The organism is Methylibium sp. T29 (assembly GCF_000576205.1).
Taxonomy (GTDB): domain Bacteria; phylum Pseudomonadota; class Gammaproteobacteria; order Burkholderiales; family Burkholderiaceae_C; genus Methylibium; species Methylibium petroleiphilum.
Map to the genome: position 1 here is coordinate 1 of NZ_AZND01000046.1, position 20,912 is coordinate 20,912.

Consider the following 20,912-nt stretch of genomic DNA (forward strand, 5'->3'; position numbering starts at 1 on the left):
CCTTCGCCGAGCCGCTGCTGGCCGGCGAGCGCTTCGACACCGGCGAGGACGCGCTGGCGCACGCCGACGGCGTGGCGGCCATCCTGCAGGCCATCGGCGCGGCGCCCACGATGCGGGCCGCGGCCTACCTGGTCTACGCCGGCGACTACCTCGCCAAGCCCGAGGAGGTGATCGCCAAGGCCTATGGCGACAGCTATGCGAGCCTGGTCGCGCACACCCGCAAGCTCGTGCAGGTGCAGCGCAGCGCGCGCGAGGCGCTCGGCGACGCGGCGCTCGACGCCGCGCAGCAGGCCGCGCAGGTGGAGCGCGTGCGCAGATGCTGCTGGCGTTCTCGCGCGACCTGCGCGTGGTGCTGCTGCGCCTGGCCTCGCGGCTGCAGACGCTGCGCTACTACGCGGCCAGCAGGCAGGCGTGCCCGCAGGCACTGGCGCGCGAGTCGATGCAGGTGTTCGCGCCGCTGGCCAGCCGGCTCGGCATCTGGCAGATCAAGTGGGAGATCGAGGACCTGGCGTTCCGCTTCCAGCAGCCCGACGAGTACCGGCGCATCGCCAGGCTGCTCGACGAGAAGCGCGTCGAGCGTGAGCAGGTGGTGGAGGCCGCGCGTGCCCGTCTCGTGACGGTGCTGGCCGAGGTCGGCGTGCGCGCCGAGGTGCAGGGGCGGCCGAAGCACCTGTACAGCATCTGGAAGAAGATGCGCGGCAAGCACCTGGACTTCGAGCGCGTGCTCGACGTGCGGGCGCTGCGCGTGATCGTCGACGACGTGCCGGCCTGCTACGCCACGCTCGGCCGGGTGCACGAGCTCTGGCGCTCCCTGCCCGAGGAGTTCGACGACTACATCGCCCGCCCCAAGGCCAACGGCTACCAGTCGCTGCACACGGTGGTGCTGGACGAGCAGGACCGCCCGATCGAGATCCAGATCCGCACGACCGCGATGCACGAGCACGCCGAGAGCGGCATCGCCGCCCACTGGGCCTACAAGGAAGCCGGTGCCCGCGGCTACGCCGGCGTCAGCGCCGGCGGCGACTTCGAGGAGCAGGTGGCTCAGGCCCGCAAGGCCGTGCTGCGCCAGTTGCTGGCCTGGGAGCGCGAGCTGGTCGAGCCGGGTGGCGACGGTGCGGTCGGAGCCGGGCAGGGCCTGTTCGACGACCGCATCTATGTGTTCACACCGCAGGCCGCCATCATCGAGCTGCCGTCCGGCGCGACGGCGATCGATTTCGCCTACACGCTGCACACCGACCTGGGCCACCGCTGCCGCGGCGCGCGTGTCGACGGCGCGATGGTCACGCTGAACACGCCGCTGCAGAGTGGCCAGACGGTGGAGATCGTGGCGGTGAAGGAGGGCGGGCCGTCGCTCGACTGGCTCAACGGCGAGCTCGGCTACCTGCGCAGCTCGCGCGCCAAGACCAAGGTGCGTGCCTGGTTCAACGCGCTGACCCAGCAGCACACCATCGCAAGGGGCCGCGAGGCGGTGGAGAAGCTGCTGCAGCGGGAGGGCCGCACGGCGATCAAGCTCGACGAGCTGGCCTCGCAGCTGGGCTTCCGCAACGCCGAGGCGCTGTTCGAGGTGGTGGGCAAGGACGAGTACTCGCTGCGCAACATCGAGACGCTGCTGCGCCCGCCCGAGCCGCTGCCCGACCCCGACGAGGCACTGGCCCAGCGCTTGCGCCGCGGGCCGAGCAGCGACGCCACGCCCAAGGGTGGCGTGCTGGTGGTCGGCGTGGAATCGCTGCTCACCACGCTGGCGCGTTGCTGCCGTCCGGCACCCCCCGACGCGATCGGCGGCTACGTGACGCGTGGCAAGGGCGTGGCGATCCACCGCACGGGCTGCTCCAATTTCCGGCAGATGGCCGGCCGCTCACCAGAGCGGGTGATCAGCGTGGCCTGGGGTCGGCCGCGCGGTGATGCACCGGCGGTGTACCCGGTCGACGTGGCCGTGGAGGCAGCGGACCGGCAGGGCCTGCTGCGCGACATCTCCGAGCTGTTCGCGAAGGAGAAGATGAACGTGGTGGGCGTGCACACGCAGTCGCTCAAGGGCACGGCGTGGATGACCTTCACGGTGGAGATCTCCGATTCCGCGCGGCTGCAGGCCGTGCTGGGCTCGGTGTGCCAGGTGAGCGGCGTGCGCAGCGCGCGCCGTCGCTAGCGTGCGGCCCGGTTGCCGGGCGTCAGTCCTTTCGGGCCATGCTAGACTCCCGGCTCCTCAGGCGCGTAGCTCAGCTGGTTAGAGCACCACCTTGACATGGTGGGGGTCGTTGGTTCGAGTCCAATCGCGCCTACCAAATTCGGTAGAGAGAACAAGCACCTGGCGGAGACGCCAGGTGCTTTTCTTATGCCGGTACGGAAAAGTACGGCAAGTCAACTTGCCGGCGGACGCGCTCGAGACTTGGGCTTCAAGAAGCTTGGCTTCATGCCGCGTGCAGCCCGCCGGTCAACAGGATCTCGCCCTGGCCAGCGAGGGCGTGCAGCGATACCTGTGGCAAAGCGCCTTCGGCGCGATGTTGATCGAAGTGCGAGACGGTGTATTCGAGATCCTCAGGGCCGGCATGCGCGCTTCGGCGAATTCGGCACTCGGCGCTTGACGGCTCACGGCCGACGCCTCTCCCGCTCGAGCACATTGGTCCACAGCCGCTGCAGGTTGTCGAGGCCGCCGGCGGTGGAACTCCACAGCGTGGCGTCACCGATCAGCAAGGTGCCGGCGAACACATCTCGGTGCGACTGAAGCAAAGCGTCGAAAAGGAGGCCCCGCTCCTGGACGAACGGATGCGGCGGGGCCGCCGGATCGATGCGCTGGCGCGCGAGCACCTCGAGCTTGTGAACGGCGTCCGCGCGGCGCTCGAGGTGCGGGAGATGGGCATGCAGGTTGAGCGATCCGATGCCTTCGAGCAGGTGCAGGCGATCGAGCTCTCGCGCCGCTTCGATGGGCGCAGGCCGTCCGTCCGCTTCGACCGCAGGGCGCAGCCCGAACCGGTTCTCCACCGGAACCCCCAGTCCCGCCAGCAGAGAACGCGCAAAGCCTCCGAAGCGCTGCTGCGGTGGAATCGTCCTGTCGCCGTGGTGCGTGAATTCCGCCAGCTGCAGCGCCATGCGCTCGTCGTTCGGCAGATCGGGCACGACCCCGATGTCGTGGTGCGGGCAGACGAACAGCAGGTGGTCGGGGTCGGCCAGGAAGCGCTGCACGGCGGTGACCTCTTGCGCGCTGGCCGTCTGTGCGGTGCGCAAGGAGTCGAAGCTGATCACGATCACCGTGTCGGCTGAGCCGAGCAGATCGTCGTCGAGCGGCCGTTGCGCGCCGTCGTCCCCACCGCGCTCGGCCTCCGCCACCGTGCTGCCGCACCGCGCCCTCGCCAGCTCGACGAAGGCCACGAAGTTCTGCCGCTGGATGAAGTCGAGGAAGCCACCGATGCCCTGGTCGAAACGTTGCGGATCGGACAGCGCCTCGTACCTCGGATAGAGCATCCGGCGGCTCTCGAACAGGGCGGGGAAGCGGTTGTCGATGACCGCCAGCGGAGCGCCGGTTTCTTGTGGCCTGCTCCAGGCGAAGTACAGCAGGACCTTGCGTCCGACAGCGCTGCTACCTGCCATTGCCGGTTCCTTCTCGTGGTGCGGCCGGGCCGGCCGCGCCACGGAACTTAGCTGCTCTTCTGCGTCTTGTCACGGCCTGGCGACCCCATCGCATCGCGCGCCGATGCCAGGTGTCTTCTCCTTGGCAGTCGGACCGGACATCCGTCCGCTATTGCTGCTTGGCACCCTCCGTCAGACGCCGACCCAGCCCGACGGCGTATGGGGCCGCACGGGCCGCGAGCATCGGGTCGCCGGACGGCTCCACGCCCTTCGGCAGCACCATCGGGTTGTAGGTGATCGTCAGGCACTCGCCACCGCTGTCTTCCGCCACGGAGGTGATCTTCAGCAGGCCCAGATTCACCTTCTTGCGGCCTTCCGGCAGCGGCACGGTGGCGCTGTCGATCTTGTCGTCGGCCTGGGCCAGTTCCAGGTTGAAGTTGAACGCGACCTTGCCGTCCTTCACGCGTTGGCGCAGGTCGTCGAACAGGAAGGCCGGCCCCTTGGCCTTGGCTTCCTCGTCCGTCAGGCCCTGGAGCCCGCCGACAGGTTCGAAGATCCATTTTCCGAACTGCCGGGTTCCGCTGGCGTTGACGAAGCCGAAGGCGTGCACGCCCCAGTAGTTGACCGTGCCGAAACTGGCCGGCACCGGCTGAGACGCAAAGTACTTGCCCTGCAGCAGCACTTCGGGGTTGGCGTCGGCGAAGGCCTTGACCTTGGCAGCGTCCGGCGTCTTGGTGACCGGGTCGGGTTGCAGCGAAGCCAGGCGGCCGAAGAACTGCTGCGGCGACGACGCACCGAACACCGGTGCCGAGATGTTGCCCATCTGCCACTGCTCACCGTTGGGCAGGTTGAACTGCAGGGCCAGGTTGCGCTGGGACTTGGCGTTGTCCGGCGCCTTCGGGTTGGCGCCGCCTACCGAGAAGCGCGCCACCACCGGCACCGGGTTGCCGCTGAAGGCCGAGGCCGTGGACAGCGCACGTGCCTCCGCCGAACCGACGAACTCGCCCGTCGCGCAGATGCCTTTCGCACCCGAACGGCGAAAGCCTTCGAACTTGCCGAAGGTGGACTCGAACTGGTTCAGGAAGGTGTTCGGGTCGACCGGCGCGGCTGCGGGCGATTGCGCGAAGGCAGTCGCGGCCAACAAGGCGGAGGCAGTGGCCACCGCGGAGGGAACCAGCTTCGTCATGGATGTAACTCCTGAGGCGAGAGAAGTAGGGTGGGGAAGTCGCGTGCCGGCAACCCGCATCGGGCCTTTGGCAACGCTTGAATGCGTTGTCGTTTCCGGAGGACCAAACTTACAGTGCGCCCGCCAAGTCGCGGATCGCACCTCAGATCGCGCGCTGGCCGACGCGCAAGGACAACGCGTCCGCGCTCTCCTTGCGCTCGCTGTAGCGGTCCACGAGGTAGGGCGCCACGTCGCGCGTCAGCAGCGTGAACTTCATCAGCTCCTCCATCACGTCGACCACGCGCTCGTAGTAGGCCGACGGCCTCATCCGGCCCGCGTCGTCGAACTCGAGGTAGGCCTTCGCGACCGAGGACTGGTTGGGGATCGTGATCATGCGCATCCAGCGCCCGAGCACGCGCAGCTGGTTCACCGCATTGAAGGACTGCGAGCCGCCGGACACCTGCATCACTGCGAGGGTCTTGCCCTGCGTGGGGCGCACCGCGCCCACGCTCAATGGGATCCAGTCGATCTGCGCCTTCATGATCGCTGTCATGGCGCCATGGCGTTCGGGGGAGACCCACACCATGCCTTCGGCCCACGCGGCAGCCTCGCGCAGCTCCTGGACCTTGGGGTGGCTCTCCGGTGCACCGTCGGGCAGCGGCAGGCCGGCGGGATCGAACACCCGCACGTCAGCGCCCATGGCGATCAGCAGGCGCGCGGCTTCCAGCACGAGCAGCCGGCTGTACGAGCGCTCGCGCAGCGAGCCGTAGAGGAGCAGGAAACGCGGCGCGTGGCTCGACGTGCCGGCGCCGTTCAGGCGCGCGCCGGTGGGCGTGTCGAAGAGCGTTGCGTCGATGTAGGGCAGGCTCAGGTCGGGGAGTGCGGGGTTCGTCGTCATGGTTTCAGTCCTGCCTCGTACCAGCCCTTGCTGGCGTTCACCCAGCGCACCACCAGCAGCATCACCGGCACCTCGATCAGCACGCCCACCACGGTGGCCAGCGCCGCGCCGGATTCGAAACCGAACAGGCTGATCGCCGCCGCCACGGCGAGCTCGAAGAAGTTGCTGGCGCCGATCAGCGCCGACGGGCAGGCAACGGCATGAGTTTCGCCGAGACGCCGGTTCAGCCCATAGGCGAGGCCGGCGTTGAAGAAGACCTGCAGCAGGATCGGCACCGCCAGCATTGCGATCACCAGCGGCTGCTGGAGAATCGCCCGGCCCTGGAAGGCGAACAACAGCACCAGGGTCGCGAGCAATGCGGTGATCGACCACGGGCCGATGCGGGTCAGCAGGCACTCCAGCGCGCCCGAACCGCGCCGCAGCAGCGAGCGGCGCCACAGCTGCGCCAGCACGACCGGGATCACGATGTAGAGCACGACCGACGTGACCAGCGTGTCCCACGGCACGCTGATGGCCGACATGCCCAGCAGCAGCGCCACCAGCGGCGCGAAGGCGAACACCATGATGGCGTCGTTCAGTGCCACCTGCGACAGCGTGAAGAGCGCATGCCCGCCGGTCAGTCGGCTCCACACGAACACCATCGCCGTGCAGGGCGCGGCGGCCAGCAGGATCAGGCCTGCCACGTAGCTGTCCAGCTGATCGGCGGGCAGGTAGGGCGCGAACACATGGCGGATGAAGATCCACCCGAGCAGCGCCATCGAGAACGGCTTGACGGCCCAGTTGACGAACAGCGTGACGCCGATGCCGCGCCAATGCTGCTTGACCTCGGCCAGTGCGCCGAAGTCCACCTTCAGCAGCATCGGGATGATCATCACCCAGATCAGCAGGCCCACCGGCAGGTTGACCTGCGCGACTTCCATGCGCCCGATGGCCTGGAACGGCCCCGGCAGCCACTGCCCGAGTGCGATGCCGACCACGATGCAGAGGAAGACCCAGACGCTGAGATAGCGCTCGAAGAGACTCATCGGTGCGGCGGCCGCCGGCGCCGGAGCCGGCAGGGTGACGGTGGACATGGATCAGCGCGTGCCGATGGCCCGGATCTCGCGCTGGATCGCCAGCCGGTCCAGCGACGCCATCGGCAGCGTCAGCATCAGGTCGATGCGCCGCTTGAGGATGACCGCGGTGTCCCAGAAGGCGCGCGCCTTCTCTTCATCGCTTCCCTGCACCGCCGAAGGATCCGGCACGCCCCAATGGCCCGTCATCGGCTGGCCGGGCCAGACGGGACAGACCTCGCCGGCGGCGTTGTCGCAGACGGTGAACACGAAGTCCATCTCCGGCGCACCGGGCCGGCTGAACTCCGACCAGTCCTTGCTGCGATAGCCGTCCGCGGGGATGCCCATCCTGCCCAGCGTGAGCAGGGCGAACGGGTTCACGGCGCCGGCTGGCTGACTGCCGGCGGAGTAGGCCTTGAAGCGTCGGTCTCCGGCGTGGTTGAGCAGCCCTTCGGCCAGGATCGAGCGCGCGGAGTTGTGCGTGCAGACGAAGAGCACGTTGTGGGACTTGTCGGTCATGGTGGGGTCCGGTTCGGAAGAGCGGGTTTGAGCGCTCAGCAGGTCGTGCAGCCGGCGGCCGGTACGAGCTCGCAGGGTTGGCCCTGGCAGCAGTGGGCGGTCAGGTAGGAGAGCAGGGTGTTCATGTGGGCCAGTTCGGGCCGGTAGATCAGATGGCGGCCGTCCCGCTGCTGCGAGACCAGGCCCGACACCAGCAGTCCCTTCAGGTGAAAGGACAGCGTGGAGGCCGGCACGTCGAGCGTGGCCGACAGGGCCCCCGGCGTCATGCCCTGGGGCCCCGCACCCACGAGGGCCCGGAAGACGCGCAGGCGCATCGGCTGGGCCAGCGCGGCGAGTGACGCGACGGCGGAGTTTTCGTTCATTCATCGGCCTTTCGGGCGCGGGCGTGCTCGAGGAGCATCCAGAGGAGGCATCCAACAATTCGATGATTATGGAATTGTTGGATGACAGCTTCGTGACGGCGCAACGGCACGCCAGGGCGTCGCTGGGGAAGCGAAGGCGGCAAGGAGGCCGCCGGCTGCGATGGAGCCAGGATGCCGGCGGTCCGGACCCGGTGCCGTGGGCACCGGCGGCGGCGCGCTGGGGCGGCTACTCGAGCATCAGGTAGACGCCGAAGCAGGCGACGGCTGCAGACATCAGCCACTCGACAACCCGGCGCAGGCGCACGGGACGATGCAGCGGCAGAGACAGGGGCAGCGGCGCAGTGGCGTCGGTTGTCGTGGTCTTCATCGGCATAGCCTGTCTGGGGAGCGGAGGACGTGCGGGAGCACGCTCCCGGTCGCCGGCGAAACGCAGGGCTGCGACTCGCCTGTGGCGCAGGCTACGTTCCGATTCTTAAGCCTTCGTGAAGCGGGTCGGTGTTGCGCCTGGCCGCGCCACAGGTGTTGCATCGGCTCGCCCGGTGCGACACGCGCCGAGCCATGGCCGGGTCGCCCCGCAAGGCCGTCGCGGCCCGCCGGGCCTTTGTTTTCGCGGGTTCCGGTGGCATCACCGCGCGGCGGGCACGCGCCGTAGCGGCACGGCACGGGCATTGCAATGTGAGAGTGGGGCGGTGTCGCGACGCGCGAGCGTGCGACGGTCCGCCGCAGGAGACAAACCCCAACATAGGTTCCCCCATGAAGATTCGAATCACCACCCTGGCCGTTCTGACGAGCGGCCTCCTGTTGTGCGGTGCCTCGGGCCAGGCGCTCGAGAAGGCGCCTGTGCTGTCGCTCGACGCGGCGCAGAAGGCTGCTGCAGCCTGCCGGGCGCTGGCCGTGCAGAAGAACTGGCGCATGGCGATCGCGATTGCCGATGCCGGCGCCAACACCGTCCTGTTCGAGCGCATGGACCGCAGCTTCCTCGGCAGCTCCGACATCGCGGTGCGCAAGGCAAAGACCTCGGCCAACTTCCCGTTCCCGACCAGCACCGCAGCCGAACTGAGCCACGGCAAGGACGGCAAGCCGGGCGTGGTGCCCGGCTTCGCCTGGACGCCCGGTGTGGTGACCTACGGTGGCGGCCTGCCGATCATGGCCGGCGGTGCGCACATCGGCGGCATCGGCGCCAGCGGCGGCTCGCCCGAGGAGGACGAGCAGTGCGCGAAGGCCGGGCTCGACGCGATCAGGGACCTGCTGAAGTGAGGTGCGCCTGATCGAGCGGTGGCGGGGCGGTGCGATGCCGCCCCGTCCTGTTTACCAGGGCACGTAGTCCGCGTCGGCCGCCTTGCGGTCGGCGGCCTTCACGCGCACCGACTCGGCCCGCAGGAAGGCGATGATCACGCGGATCTCGCCGTCGCTCAGCGCACCGCCGAAGCCGCCCATCTGCGTGTTGGGCCGGCCGTTCTTGATGATGCCAAACATGTAGTCGTCGCTGTTCGCGCCGCCCGGGCCCCAGGCCCCCTTGATGAGCTGCGGCCCCTTGCCGCCCTTGCCGCGAGAGTTGTGGCAGAGCTGGCAGTTGCGGCCGAACAGCTCGCTGCCCTGGCGTTCGAGGTCGGCGGCACCGAGTTCGGCGGGGGCCGTCGTGGCCGCGGGTGTCCCGGCGGCCGGGGCCGAAGCGCCCGGGCCGCCGGGGCCGAAGGCGAGCGCAGCGCAGGGCAGCACGGTGAAGAGCAGGGCGGCGAGCGGGCGCCGCAACGAAGGAAGACGCATGGTGGGCAGGAAGGTCGGAAACACGGTCATGGGGAGGCGGGTCGGGGTCAGGGCGGCGTGATCTTCGGCAGGTCGTGGCCCTGTGCGATCGCGTCGAAGCGACCCTCTCCGCGGAGGGCTTCCACGGCGGCCGCGATGTCGCGCGTCAGCGCTTCGTCGACGCGTCGCGTCGCGACGGTCAGTCCGGTCACCAGGTCGGCGTCGCCCAAGGATTCGGTGCCGCGCACGTAGCCCTTCGCGGCGTCGTCGGCCAGCCAGGGCGACCAGATCAGCGCCACGTCGATCTCGCCGGACTTCAGCCGGCCAGCAGGGCCGCGCTGCCGGGGAAGGGCGCGCGCGGCAGGTTCATGCGGTGCAGGTAGAGGTCGGCCGGCGTGGCCGAGACCGCGCCGATCTTGCGCGCACGGCGCAGGCTGGCGGTGGTCGGCACCGGACGGCCCGGCGCTGCCACCGCGACGTAGCCGAGCAGCAGGTAGGGGCCCGACTGGGTGAGCTTGCGCTCGGCCAGCTCGCCGGCCATGTCGGGGCCCTGGGGAATGCCGAGGTAGGCGTCGCACTGGCCGGCGGCGAGCGTCTGGCGCAGCGCCTTGCCGATGCCGCCGCGGTTCGGCACCTGCACCCACACCAGCCGCAGCGGGCGGTTCAGCTGCTTCGCCAGCGCCTGGGCCACCTCGACGTCGATGCCTCGCTCGGGCGTGGCCTCGGCGGCGAACGGCGGGTCGTCCTGGTCGACGCAGATCTTGAGCGCGGCGGTCGCGGGCGCATCGGCGGCGCCGGCGATGCCGGCCACGGCCATCAGCGCGGCGAGCGCAAGAGGTCGGATAGAGGTTGTCATGATCGATGCGGCCGGCGGGACGCGGCAGCCGCCGCGCCCCGCCGTGGGCTCAGTCGGACAGGCCGAACACCATCATCCCGCCACCGCGGTTGTTGCGCTTGAACAGCTCGTCGTAGACCAGCGGCCAGAGGCTGCCGCCGCCGGGACCGTAGACGATCGCGACGTACTGCTTGCCATCGGCCGTGAAGGTGGTCGGGTTGCCGTGGATGCCGGAGCCGACATTGAAGCGCCACAGCTCCTCGCCGGTGTCGTCCTTCAGCGCGCTGAAGTAGCCTTCTGCATCACCCGAGAACACCAGCTTGCCCGCGGTGGCAAGCAGGCCGCTCGTGGCCGGCGTGCTCTGCGGACGCGTCCAGACCTGTTCGCCGGTGGTGGCGTTGAAGGCCTTCACGCCGCCCGTGTAGGGATTGGCCTTCAGCACCTTCGACGACAGGAACCACTCGCCCTTCTTCCACTCGGACTTCTTCGCCTGCACGTCCATCGAGCTGTCGATGAAGGGCACGTAGATCAGCTTGGTCCGCAGGCTGTAGGCGGCCGGGTGCCATTCCTTGCCGCCGTCGAGGATGGGAGCGATGTCGGTCGCGATGCGGTCGTAGCCGGGCACCTTGTCGGGGTTCACGATCGGGCGGCAGTTGTCGCCGAAACCGGTGACCCAGTTCACCCGCGCGATCGGCACGACCCAGTTGCACTTGCCGTTGGTGCGGTCGATCGAGTACAGGTGGCCGTTGCGGTCGCCGTGCAGCCAGACCTTGCGACCCTTGTCGTCGTCGACGAGGATCATCTCGTTGTTGCCGTCGTAGTCCCAGGCGTCGTTCGGCGTGTACTGGAAGTGGTACTTGATCTTGCCGGTGTCGGCGTCGAGCGCGACCGTCGAATTGGTGTACAGGTTGTCGCCCTTGCGCACGCTCGGGTCGAAGTCCGGCGCTGGATTGCCCACGCCCCACAGCACGGTGTTGGTCTTCGCGTCGTAGGTGCCGGTGAGCCAGGCCGAGCCGCCGCCGGTCTTCCACGAGTCGTTGGCCCAGGTCTTGGCCTGCGGGTGATCGGCGCTGGTGGGGCGCGTCTTGAACTCCCAGATCGTGTTGCCGGTGGCCGGATCGAGTGCGGTGATGCGGCCGACGTTGGCGCCGACGTCGCCGCCGGAGTTGCCGACGATCACCATGCCCTTGGCGACCAGCGGCATCGAGGTGTAGATCTCGCCGGTCTGGTAGTCGCCCATCTTGCGTTCCCACACCACCTGGCCGGTGGTGTTGTTCAGCGCGACGACGTGCGTGTCCAGGGTGGCCATGAAGACCATGTCCTTGTAGACGGCCACGCCGCGGTTCACCGCGTCACAGCACAGCTTCGGGCCCAGGTCGCCGGGCAGTGAGCGCTCGTACTTCCACAGCATCTTGCCGGTCACGCCGTCGAGCGAGAACACCTTGTTCTGGCTCGCCGTCACGTAGATGCGGCCGTTGACCACGGTGGTCTGGCTGTCCTGCGCCTCGTTGACGCCGAACGACAGGTTCCACTTGGGCACCAGCTTCTTCACGTTGTCGGTGGTGATCTGCGTGAGGGCGCTGAAGCGCGTGTTCTGGTAGTCCTTGCCGTAGTGCAGCCAGTTGTTGGCGTCCTTGTCGGCGTTGAGCAGCATGTCGTTGCTGACATAGTTCGGGCGCCACTTGAAGGTGGCCTCGAGAACGTTGACGCCCAGCGGCGGCTCGGCGTCCTGCGCCTGGCCGATCGAGGTGAGGGCGAGCAAGCCGAGGCAGGCGGCGAGAGGGCGCAGCCCTGCCGTGCGGGAGAGGTTGAAGCGGATCATCGTTGAGTCTCCTGGTCGCGTACGCGTAGGGGTCGGTACGTCGTGTTGTTCGCCAAAAAACGGCCCGGGTTCCCACAACGCCGGAGCGGTGCGTGAACGCGGGCCTCAAGACACTGACGAAAGTGTTCTTTGGAAGATCAGAAGTTGTGGTTGATGCCGACGTTGATGAACGTCGTCTTCGCGTCCGGCTTGAAGCTGCCGTCGGCCACGATGCTGGTCTTCAGGGCGGCGGCACCGGTGGCGCCGGCGTCGGCGTCCACGAACGCGGCCTGCGCGTAGATCGTGGTGCGCTTGGAGATGAAGTAGTCGTTGCTCAGCACGAGGTTCTTCGTGTGGTTGGACTTGTTCTCCTTGTCCTTGTTGTCGTAGTAGGCGACGGTGGCGTTGTTCATCGGGTGCCACTTCCAGTCCACGCCGACGCCCAGGCCGTTGACCTTGGAGCTGGTGGTGCCGTCGGCGTTGTTGTTCTCGCCGCGCAGGAAGTTCGCCTTGAACGTGAAGTCGCCGAACGGCACGGCGGCGCCGACGCCGGTGTGCTTGACCACCTTCTCGCCGGTGATCTGGTCCTTCATGAACTCGTGCGAGAACGACAGCGTCACCGGGCCGCTGTAGCTCAGGCCCACGGCGAGGATGGAGTTGTTCGACGTGCTGCCGGCCTGCTCGCCCAGCGAATACAGCACGCCGGCCGTCACCGGACCGAAGGTGTTGCGGTAGTGGATCGAGTTCTTGAAGAAGATGCCGACGTCGTTGTTGCTGTTGACGCTGCCCGCACCGGCGATCGGCTCGAGCTGGTTGTAGGCCCAGGCGTAGAGGTTGGAGAACTGCTCCTTGAACGCGCGCGGCTCGGTGCCGATGTGCGCCAGCAGCGCGGGGCCGTACTGGCGGCCCAGGATCAGCGTGCCCCAGTCGCCGGACAGGCCGACGTTGGCCTGACGACGGAAGAGCACCGTGCCGACGGCGGGCGTGCCGTTGTCGCCGGTGCCGTGCAGGCCGCCGGTGTCGGTGTCGAAGTGCGACTCGAGGTTGAAGAAGGCCTTCAGACCGCCGCCCAGATCCTCGGTGCCCTTGAGGCCCCACACGCTCTGGCGCAGGCCGCTGGTCTCGAGCCGCGTGAGGCGGCCGCCCGCGGCGGACTTCGATTGGGTCAGGACGCCAGCGTCGATGATGCCGAAGATCTGGACCGACGAGGCGTCGGCGGCTGCGGCTGCGCCGGAGGCCAGCGCGAGGACTGTTGCAGTGGCGGCGAGACGCCGTTGCTTTGCCGAGATGCCGGTGGCTTTCTTGTCCATTGTGTCTCCTGGTTTTGTTAGGTAAGGGCAGTCCCCGCGTTGTGGATGGCGGGGCTCGCCTGTCGTGAACGGTCGACTTCCTGCCGTGTCGCCGTGCGGCCTCTTCTGCAGCATCCATGCCATGCGTCGCGACATCCCGCTTCACGAGGGCGTGCTCTCTTACGCAACGGGGAAAGCGGGGTGTGCGCGGTGTTTCGATGGCGCATCTGCCGCATCACAGTTGTCGCTCGTGCGACAAGCGTCGAAGTCCTGCGTCCGAGTGAAAGCGGTGTGCCGCATGTGCGCCCGACGTGCCGTCGGGACACGCATCGGCAGGCGTCTTTCCAGGGTTTGTATGTGTCACTGCAGCGACAGTTGATGCAGCACACCTGTCGCTGCGCACGGCGTCTTGCTGCGATGCGTCGAGCGCGGTCGCCGCCGCGCGGCGAGCATGCGGAACGGGCGGTCGGCGCGGCGGCGGCAACAGATGTCGCGTGTCCGGGCACGTGCGTGCGAAGCGTCCTGCCCGTCGCGGGCAGGTCCGGTGACGAGGGGCGGACGACGCCAGCGCCTATATCGACCCGGAGGTCGATATAGGCGCAAGCTGGAATATTCGGGGCCCGCGGCCGGTGAATATCACTCCGGCTTCTGCGTGCCCAGGTATTTCAGATAAGCCACCAGTTCCCAGATTTCTTCCTTGGTGAATACATCGCCCCAGGGCGGCATCGGCGTGGCACTTCCACCACCGTCGGAAATCATCCGGAAGGCGTATTCGGGCAGCAGGTCCTGGCGGCCGACGAACAGCGGAGGCGCGTGGCCGTGGCAGAACGCCGCGCAGGTCGAGTCGAAGCGGCTCTTGCCGGCACTGATGCGCGCGGGATCGCTCAGGTCGATCGGCGGCGCATCGGCGGGGCTCGTGCCAGCGGCCGGATCGGGCGGCGGAGAACCGCCGGCCAGGGCCCCGGCGACCAGCAGCGCGGTCCCGGCGGCGAAGGTGAAGGTCAGGAGGAGGGGTCTCATGCAGAAGCTTCGATGTCGTGGTCGTGGAGCGGAATCGAGACGAGGGGTGGGCTGGAACCCGCCACCCACCCCTCGTGCCGGGCCGGGTCAGTTCACCTGCACGGCCACCAGTTCGGCCGGGAGGCCGGCTCCCCCGATCGGCGCGACGACGAACTGCTTGCCGCCGGCGGAGTAGGTCATCAGGTTGCCGAACACGCCGCCGGGCAGACGGACCTCGCCGACCAGCGCGCCGGTCTTCGCGTCATGCGCGTAGAGGAAGGGCTCGGGCTCCTCCTTCGTGGCCTGCGTGATCAGCGCGTTGCCGCGTGCCGACAGGCCGATGACGCTGTTGGTGCCCTCCGGTGCCAGGAACAGCACGTTCTCGGTCAGAGCGATGTGGCTCTGGCGCGGCACACCCACGCGGTCGAGCTTCAGGTCCTTCAGGGCCGGGTGATCGACCGGGCCGCGGCCGGCCGGGATGCGCCACAGGTGCTTGCCGGTGTTCATGTCGATCGCGGTGACGGTGCTGAACGGCGGCTTGAACAGCGGCAGCCCGTCCGGACCACCGACACCGGCCCAGGTGCCGGTGTAGTCGTACACGCCGGTCGTCCCCTTCTTCAGCTTGATGCCGAACGGGATCGTGAACGAGGGCACGTAGAGCACGTTGGACTTCGGGTTGTGCGCGGCGCCCACCCAGCTGGCACCGCCGAGCACGCCCGGCACTTCCAGCGTGCCGGCCTTGTCGAGCGTCGGCGGGAAGTAGAGCGGGCCGTAGTTGTAGCGCGCCAGGATCTTCTTCGCCTCCTCCTTCAGCTTGGGCGTCAGGTCGATCAGGTCGTCCTCGGTCACGCCCTGCTGCACGAAGGGCGCCGGCTTGCTGGGGAAGGGCTGCGTCGGCGACGACTTCTCGCCGGGCACGGTGGACTGCGGCACCGCCTTCTCCTCGATCGGCCAGATCGGCTTGCCGTTGACTCGGTCGAACGCGAACACGAAGCCCTGCTTGGTCACCTGCACCGCGGCCTTGATCTTGCGGCCGTCGACGGTGAGGTCCATCAGGTTCGGCGCGGCCGGCAGGTCGTAGTCCCAGATGCCGTGGTGCACGATCTGGTAGTACCACGCGATCTTGCCGGTCTTGGCGTTCAGCGCCACCAGCGACTCGCCGAACAGGCCGTCGCCCTTGCGCTGGCCGCCGTAGAAGTCGTTCGCCGGCGTCGACAGCGGCAGGTAGACCAGCCCCTGCTCGTCGTCGCAGCTCGCGCGCGTCCACATGTTCATGCCGCCGGTCGACTGCGCCGAGTCGCCTTCCCACGTCTCGTTGCCGGGCTCGCCCTTCTGCGGCGGCGCATGGAACACCCAGCTCTGCTTGCCGGTCATCAGGTCGAAGCCACGCACGTCGCCGGGCGGGTGGTTCTTCAGCGGGTCGCGGCCGATCGCGAAGGAGTCGAGGACGGCGAGGCTGGGGATCACCTGTCCGCCGCAGATGATCGGCGGCGTGGTCGGGCTCACCAGCGAGCGGTCGACCGGGCGGCGCAGGCCTTTGGTCAGATCGATGCGACCCTTGTCACCCCAGCTCTCGATCGGCTTGCCGGTCTTCGCGTTCAGTGCGACGAGGTAGGCGTCGGGCGTGCCGACGAAGAGCCGCCGGTCCTCGCCCTTTTCCCAGTAGGTCACGCCGCGGCTGATGAAGCCCAGGTTCGGCGGTGTGCCGTCGGCCCAACCGCCGCCGTCCCAGGTCCACAGCGTCTTGCCGGTGGCGCCGTCGAGCGCGGTCACGATGCCCAGCGGCGAACTGGAGTACAGCACGCCGTTGACCGCCAGCGGCGTGGACTGGTTGACCCAGGTGCGCAGCTCCGGGTTGTCGATCGGCAACTGGTTGCCGGGCAGTGGCACGCGCCAGGCCACCTTCATCGACTTCACGCTCTGCAGCGTGACGTTCACGCCCGGCTCGAAGCGGGATCCCGCCTTGTCGCCGTTGTACTCGCGCCAGTTGCCGGTCTCGGCGGCACTTGCAGCGATGCACGCAGCGGCCGTCGCCGTCAGCAGCGCCGTGGTTCTGATCGACATTGTCTTGCTCCTCGTTGTGGGACGACGCGTGGCGCCCGTCCCTTGTCTCCATATATTCGGCAGGCACGCGGCCGACCGGTCCGGCAGGCAATTTGCGGGATAGCGACAAACTGCCTGCGCGGCCTTGGGCTGCAGGACACATGCCATTTCGGCAGGGATTAATTCCCGACCCGACACGACCCGGGATAATTTCCCGCGCGATAAATGTCGGGACGAATTCCCGTATTCATGGCGCGAGCCACCGGATAGGGAAATGCAATAAATCGGTGGGGAGCTGCGATGGCGGGTTCGCGCCATCGCAGCTCACGCGCTCGCCCGGATGCCCAAGCGCGCAGTCGGCGGCGCCGTGGCTGCGACACGTGTCGCGCCGATCGTCGCGCCGCGACATCTGCAGCGTGACGCGGCCCGGAGCGCTTGCGATGCCTCTGCGGCGCGTGGCATGGAAACTGCCTTTGTGGTGCCCGGGGCTCCTGCGATACCGTGTGTCGGCGCACGAGAAGCACCTAAAAACCACCATGGAGACGATGAGATGAATCACTTTCCCAGCGGCAACAAGAAACAGCTGGCGGCACTCGCCGCGGCCCTGACCGTCGGCCTGTTCGCCGCGGCACCCGCGGGCGCTGCGGGCAGTGGCCCCGGCTTCGACGACCCCAACAACTGGCCCCAGTACCACCGCAGCTTCAACGCGTGGCGCTTCAGCCCGCTGGACCAGATCAACAAGTCCAACGTCAGCAAGCTCAAGGTGGCCTGGATCCACCAACCCGGCACCATCACCCACGGCCTGCAGGCCACGCCGATCGTGATCGACGGCGTCATGTACACCATCGCGCCGGACAACAACGTGTTCGCGCTCGACGCGGCCACCGGCAAGATCATCTGGCGCTACACCGCCAAGCTCGACCCGATCGTCAAGGAAGTGTTCTATGGCTCGGCCAGCCGCGGCGTCACCGTGGGCCGCGGCAAGGTGTTCATCGGCACGCTGGACGGCCGCTTCGTCGCGCTCGACCAGAAGACCGGCAAGGAGCTGTGGTCGACCCAGCTCAGCGACATGAAGAAGGACTACGGCGCGCTGTTCTCCTCGCCGCCGCAACTGGCCGGCGACACGCTGTTCGGTGGCACCACCGGCGGCGACCAGCCGATCATCGGCAAGATCTTCGCGGTCAACGCCGACACCGGCGCGCGCACCTGGACCTTCGAGGTGCCGAAGGACGACCCGAAGAGCTGGCCCGGCGACAGCCGCAAGGTCGGCGGCGGCTCGGCCTGGCTGCCGGGCACCTACGACCCGACGACCGACACCATCTACATCGGCACCAGCAACGCTGCGCCGGACTTCAACCACGACGACCGCAAGGGCGACAACCTCTACACCGCCACGCTGCTGGCGCTCGACCCCAAGACCGGCAAGGTCAAGTGGCACCGCCAGGAGGTCCCGATGGACACCTGGGACTTCGACGCGGCCTACGAGGCGCTGCTGGTGCCGGACGGCAAGGGCAAGAACGTGCTCGTTCACCTGAACAAGAACGGCTTCGTCTACGTCATGGACAAGGACACCGGCGCCATGCGCAATGCGTGGCAGTACACCGAGAACATGAACTGGGCCAAGGGCGTGGATCCCAAGACTGGCCTGCCGATCGACCCGGTGTATCCGGAGACCGACAAGCAGAAGCTGCACTGTCCCAACCTGCTGGGTGCGCGCAGCTGGAACCACGGCGCCTACAACCCGAACACCAAGCTCTGGTACTCGCACGGCATGGAGGTCTGCAACTTCGTGACCAGCGCCAAGCAGGGCCCGGTGCCCGGCATCGGCGGTCTGTCGCTCGGCCTGTCGGACATCAAGCTCACCGATCCCCCGGGCAAGAAGGCCGACGGCTGGCTCGCCGCCTTCGATCCGCTGACCGGCAAGCAGGCCTGGAAGGTGCGCTTCGACATGCCGCCGCTCAGCTCGGCACTGGCCACCGGCGGCGGCCTGGTGTTCACCGGCGACATGTACGGCAACCTGTTCGCCTTCGACGCCGACAATGGCAAGGAGCTGTGGAAGTTCGCGGCCGGCTCGGGCGCTCGCGGCGGCCCGATCAGCTACTCGGTCAAGGGCAAGCAGTACATTGCGATCCCGACCGGCCTGGGCTCGCACGCGCCGGGCTTCCTGACCGGAGCCTTCCCGCAGATCCGCAACCTGCCGGGTGGCGCTGCGCTGCTGGTGTTCGCCGTCGACTGATGCTCGACGCGTGATGTTCTGAACACGGCGCTCGCTGCGCCGTGACGGGGAGGACGGTTAGTGGCCGTCCTCCCCCTTGACCTTGTGAAACGAGAACGAAGGAAGTCTTTCCGATGAAGAGCCTGCTGAGCCCCCGCCTCGTGACCCTCGCCGCCGTGCTGGCGTGTGCCGTCGGTCCGGCGATCGGCACGCCGCCGCCCAAGCCCGCCGACGAGTCGGCGCCTGCCGGCGGTGCTGCCGCACCGAGTTTCGATCTGAACGACGTCGCGCGCATCGAGGCCGGCAAGAAGCGCTTCAACTCCACCTGCTCCGCCTACTGCCACGGTGCCGAGGGCGAGGGCGGCAAGACGCCGCCGTTCAAGGGCAACACGAAATTCGTGGCGGCCGATGCCTACAAGACCATCAGCGAAGGTCGCCGCGGTTCGGACATCATGCCGCCGTGGGGCAATGCCTTCACGCCAGAGCAGATCTGGGAGCTGGTGGCCTACATCCAGTTCCTGTCGAAGCAGCCGCCGTCGCAGTGAGGGGTGCTGGGTTCAGGTCTTGAAGTGGTCGAAGCGGGCGTAGATGTCGCGCTCCGGGCAGCCCCGTCCGTCGACCAGGCGCAAGCCCTCCGAGGCCTGGATGACGCCGATGCGCGTGACCGGCGTCTGGGCCGCCCAGGCGGCATCGACCACCGCCTGCCGGTCTCCGCGCCGGGCCGTGAACAGCAGTTCGTAATCGTCACCGCCGGCCAGCGCGAACTGGCGGCGCAGTGACGGCGGCAGCTGCGTCAGCAGCGCCGACTCCGGCAACGCGTCGACGTCCAGCGTGGCACCGACGGCCGAACTCTCGAGGATGTGGCCCAGATCGCCGATCAGGCCGTCGGACACGTCGACCGCGCTGGTCGCGATGCCGCGCAGCGCCAGGCCGAGCTCGACGCGCGGCGTCGGCATCTCCATGGCCATGCGCGCCGTCTCGAACACCTCGCCGTCGGCCTGCAGCGTGCCGCGGAACACCTCCAGCGCGATGCGTGCATGGCCGGGCTGGCCGCTGACGTAGAGGTCGTCGCCGGGCAGGGCGCCCGAGCGCAGCAAGGCTGCACCGACCGGCACCTCGCCGAACACCGTGATGCAGATGTTCAGCGGACCGGCGGTCGTGTCGCCGCCGATCAGCTCGCAGTCATGCTCGTCGGCCAGGCGGAACAGACCGGTCGCGAAATCGGCCAGGAAATCAGGGTCGGCGTTGGGCAGCGAGAGCGCGAGCGTGAAGGCCAGCGGACGCGCACCGCAGGCGGCCAGGTCGGACAGGTTCACCGCGAGCGCCTTGTGGCCCAGCCGCTCGGGTCTCACCGTCGACAGGAAGTGACGGCCCTCGACCAGCATGTCGCTGGAGATCGCCAGCGACATGCCGGGCTTCACGCGCAGCAGCGCGCAGTCGTCGCCGACGCCGAGCGCGGCACGCCGCGCAGGACGCTTGAAATAGCGGTCGATCAGCTCGAACTCACCGAGCGGCATGGTGTTTCTCCGCGGCGGTGCGTTCAGCCTGCGACGACACCCACACCCGCGGCGTGGGCCTGCTGGTCGGCGTGGTAGCTCGAGCGCACCATGGCGCCTACGGCGGCGTGGCTGAAGCCCATCGCGTAGGCCTCGGCCTCGAAGCGCTTGAAGGTCTCGGGCGTCACGTAGCGCCGCACCGGCAGGTGGTGCCCGCTGGGCGCCAGGTACTGCCCGATGGTGATCATGTCGATGTCGTGCGCACGCATGTCGCGCATGACCTGCAGGATCTCCTCGTCCGTCTCGCCCAGCCCGACCATGATCCCGCTCTTGGTCGGCACGCCCGGGGCGAAGGCCTTGAAGCGCTTGAGCAGGTCCAGGCTGAACTGGTAGTCCGAGCCGGGCCGCGCTTCCTTGTACAGGCGCGGGGCGGTCTCGAGGTTGTGGTTCATCACGTCCGGCGGGGCCGCCTTCAGGATCTCCAGCGCGCGGTCGGCGCGGCCGCGGAAGTCGGGCGTGAGGATCTCGATGCGGGTGGCCGGGGAGAGGGCCCGCACCTGGCGGATGCACTCGACGAAGTGGGCCGCGCCGCCGTCGCGCAGGTCGTCGCGGTCGACGCTGGTGATGACCACGTAGCTGAGCTTGAGCGCGGCGATGGTCTTGGCCAGGTTCTGCGGTTCGTCGGGGTCGAGCGGGTCGGGGCGGCCGTGGCCGACGTCGCAGAACGGGCAGCGCCGGGTGCACTTGTCGCCCATGATCATGAAGGTGGCGGTGCCCTTGCCGAAGCACTCGCCGATGTTGGGGCAGCTGGCCTCTTCGCAGACGGTGTGGAGCTTGTGCTCGCGCAGGATCTGCTTGATCTCGTAGAAGCGGGTGCTGGGGCTGCCGGCCTTGACGCGGATCCAGTCGGGCTTCTTCAGCGTCTCGGCCG

At 68.4% G+C, this 20,912-nt stretch carries 20 protein-coding genes, 1 tRNA gene and 1 pseudogene; 6 read left to right on the top strand and 16 right to left on the bottom strand.

Features of this window, described 5'->3' with window-relative positions:
- The first annotated feature begins 53 nt into the window (after window positions 1-53).
- From x551_RS08290 to x551_RS25800, 3 genes and pseudogenes are all read left to right on the top strand, one after another.
- Window positions 54-2,143: pseudogene (locus x551_RS08290) on the top strand (bifunctional (p)ppGpp synthetase/guanosine-3',5'-bis(diphosphate) 3'-pyrophosphohydrolase).
- Window positions 2,144-2,202: 59 nt separating this feature from the next.
- A tRNA-Val gene (locus x551_RS08295) sits at window positions 2,203-2,279 on the top strand.
- Between the two features lie 135 nt (window positions 2,280-2,414).
- Window positions 2,415-2,579, top strand: a complete 165-nt coding sequence (locus x551_RS25800) for a hypothetical protein (protein ID WP_155935823.1) — start codon at window positions 2,415-2,417, stop codon at window positions 2,577-2,579.
- 4 nt (window positions 2,580-2,583) lie between these two features.
- Here the strand turns inward: x551_RS25800 and x551_RS08300 are convergent, their stop codons facing one another.
- From x551_RS08300 to x551_RS25805, 7 genes are all read right to left on the bottom strand, one after another.
- A complete protein-coding gene (locus x551_RS08300; RefSeq protein ID WP_036232773.1) occupies window positions 2,584-3,582 on the bottom strand; it encodes a hypothetical protein in 999 nt (332 codons plus the stop codon).
- A gap of 148 nt (window positions 3,583-3,730) precedes the next feature.
- A complete protein-coding gene (locus x551_RS08305) occupies window positions 3,731-4,747 on the bottom strand; it encodes a catalase family peroxidase (protein ID WP_036232771.1) in 1,017 nt (338 codons plus the stop codon).
- 142 nt (window positions 4,748-4,889) lie between these two features.
- On the bottom strand, window positions 4,890-5,624 hold the full coding sequence (gene arsH, locus x551_RS08310) for an arsenical resistance protein ArsH (protein ID WP_036232768.1): 735 nt from the start codon (window positions 5,622-5,624) through the stop codon (window positions 4,890-4,892).
- Window positions 5,621-6,697 (bottom strand): ACR3 family arsenite efflux transporter, encoded by a 1,077-nt coding sequence (gene arsB, locus x551_RS08315; protein ID WP_036232767.1) that lies wholly within the window; start codon window positions 6,695-6,697, stop codon window positions 5,621-5,623. The genes arsH and arsB overlap by 4 nt, the downstream gene beginning before the upstream one ends.
- Before the next feature lie 3 nt (window positions 6,698-6,700).
- A complete protein-coding gene (locus x551_RS08320; protein WP_036232764.1) occupies window positions 6,701-7,195 on the bottom strand; it encodes an arsenate reductase ArsC in 495 nt (164 codons plus the stop codon).
- Window positions 7,196-7,230: 35 nt separating this feature from the next.
- Window positions 7,231-7,557: a helix-turn-helix domain-containing protein gene (locus x551_RS08325; RefSeq protein ID WP_036232762.1), complete on the bottom strand. Its 327-nt coding sequence runs from the start codon at window positions 7,555-7,557 to the stop codon at window positions 7,231-7,233.
- 226 nt (window positions 7,558-7,783) lie between these two features.
- Window positions 7,784-7,924, bottom strand: a complete 141-nt coding sequence (locus x551_RS25805; protein WP_155935822.1) for a hypothetical protein — start codon at window positions 7,922-7,924, stop codon at window positions 7,784-7,786.
- A 386-nt stretch (window positions 7,925-8,310) separates the two neighbouring features.
- On the opposite strand from x551_RS25805, the gene x551_RS08330 reads away from it, so the two are divergent.
- Entirely contained in the window at window positions 8,311-8,814 is a 504-nt protein-coding gene (locus x551_RS08330; protein WP_051511907.1) for a heme-binding protein, read from the top strand.
- 51 nt (window positions 8,815-8,865) lie between these two features.
- Here the strand turns inward: x551_RS08330 and x551_RS08335 are convergent, their stop codons facing one another.
- The 7 genes from x551_RS08335 to x551_RS08365 form a co-directional block, all read right to left on the bottom strand.
- Window positions 8,866-9,354 (bottom strand): cytochrome c, encoded by a 489-nt coding sequence (locus tag x551_RS08335; protein ID WP_216701311.1) that lies wholly within the window; start codon window positions 9,352-9,354, stop codon window positions 8,866-8,868.
- A gap of 17 nt (window positions 9,355-9,371) precedes the next feature.
- A complete protein-coding gene (locus x551_RS08340) occupies window positions 9,372-9,602 on the bottom strand; it encodes a hypothetical protein (RefSeq protein ID WP_036248126.1) in 231 nt (76 codons plus the stop codon).
- Window positions 9,603-9,619: 17 nt separating this feature from the next.
- Window positions 9,620-10,159 carry a hypothetical protein gene (locus x551_RS08345; RefSeq protein WP_152543463.1) on the bottom strand — a complete coding sequence of 180 codons (540 nt, stop codon included), beginning with the start codon at window positions 10,157-10,159 and terminating at the stop codon, window positions 9,620-9,622.
- Between the two features lie 49 nt (window positions 10,160-10,208).
- On the bottom strand, window positions 10,209-11,960 hold the full coding sequence (locus x551_RS08350) for a methanol/ethanol family PQQ-dependent dehydrogenase (RefSeq protein WP_036248131.1): 1,752 nt from the start codon (window positions 11,958-11,960) through the stop codon (window positions 10,209-10,211).
- Between the two features lie 137 nt (window positions 11,961-12,097).
- Entirely contained in the window at window positions 12,098-13,249 is a 1,152-nt protein-coding gene (locus x551_RS08355; protein ID WP_011829191.1) for a porin, read from the bottom strand.
- 615 nt (window positions 13,250-13,864) lie between these two features.
- Complete coding sequence (locus x551_RS08360; RefSeq protein ID WP_011829192.1) at window positions 13,865-14,248, bottom strand: cytochrome c; 384 nt, start codon at window positions 14,246-14,248, stop codon at window positions 13,865-13,867.
- Between the two features lie 87 nt (window positions 14,249-14,335).
- On the bottom strand, window positions 14,336-16,291 hold the full coding sequence (locus tag x551_RS08365) for a pyrroloquinoline quinone-dependent dehydrogenase (RefSeq protein ID WP_036232757.1): 1,956 nt from the start codon (window positions 16,289-16,291) through the stop codon (window positions 14,336-14,338).
- A 529-nt stretch (window positions 16,292-16,820) separates the two neighbouring features.
- Between x551_RS08365 and x551_RS08370 the strand changes: the two genes are divergently transcribed.
- Together x551_RS08370 and x551_RS08375 are read left to right on the top strand one after the other, a co-directional pair.
- Window positions 16,821-18,506, top strand: coding sequence for a PQQ-binding-like beta-propeller repeat protein (locus x551_RS08370; RefSeq protein ID WP_011829194.1), 1,686 nt, complete (start codon window positions 16,821-16,823; stop codon window positions 18,504-18,506).
- 113 nt (window positions 18,507-18,619) lie between these two features.
- Complete coding sequence (locus tag x551_RS08375) at window positions 18,620-19,030, top strand: cytochrome c (protein ID WP_036232753.1); 411 nt, start codon at window positions 18,620-18,622, stop codon at window positions 19,028-19,030.
- A 12-nt stretch (window positions 19,031-19,042) separates the two neighbouring features.
- Here the strand turns inward: x551_RS08375 and thiL are convergent, their stop codons facing one another.
- Both thiL and lipA read right to left on the bottom strand, forming a co-directional pair.
- Complete coding sequence (gene thiL / locus x551_RS08380; RefSeq protein ID WP_036232751.1) at window positions 19,043-20,002, bottom strand: thiamine-phosphate kinase; 960 nt, start codon at window positions 20,000-20,002, stop codon at window positions 19,043-19,045.
- A gap of 23 nt (window positions 20,003-20,025) precedes the next feature.
- Window positions 20,026-20,912 (bottom strand): lipoyl synthase (gene lipA / locus x551_RS08385; protein ID WP_036248134.1); only part of this gene is annotated, 887 nt, incomplete at its 5' end.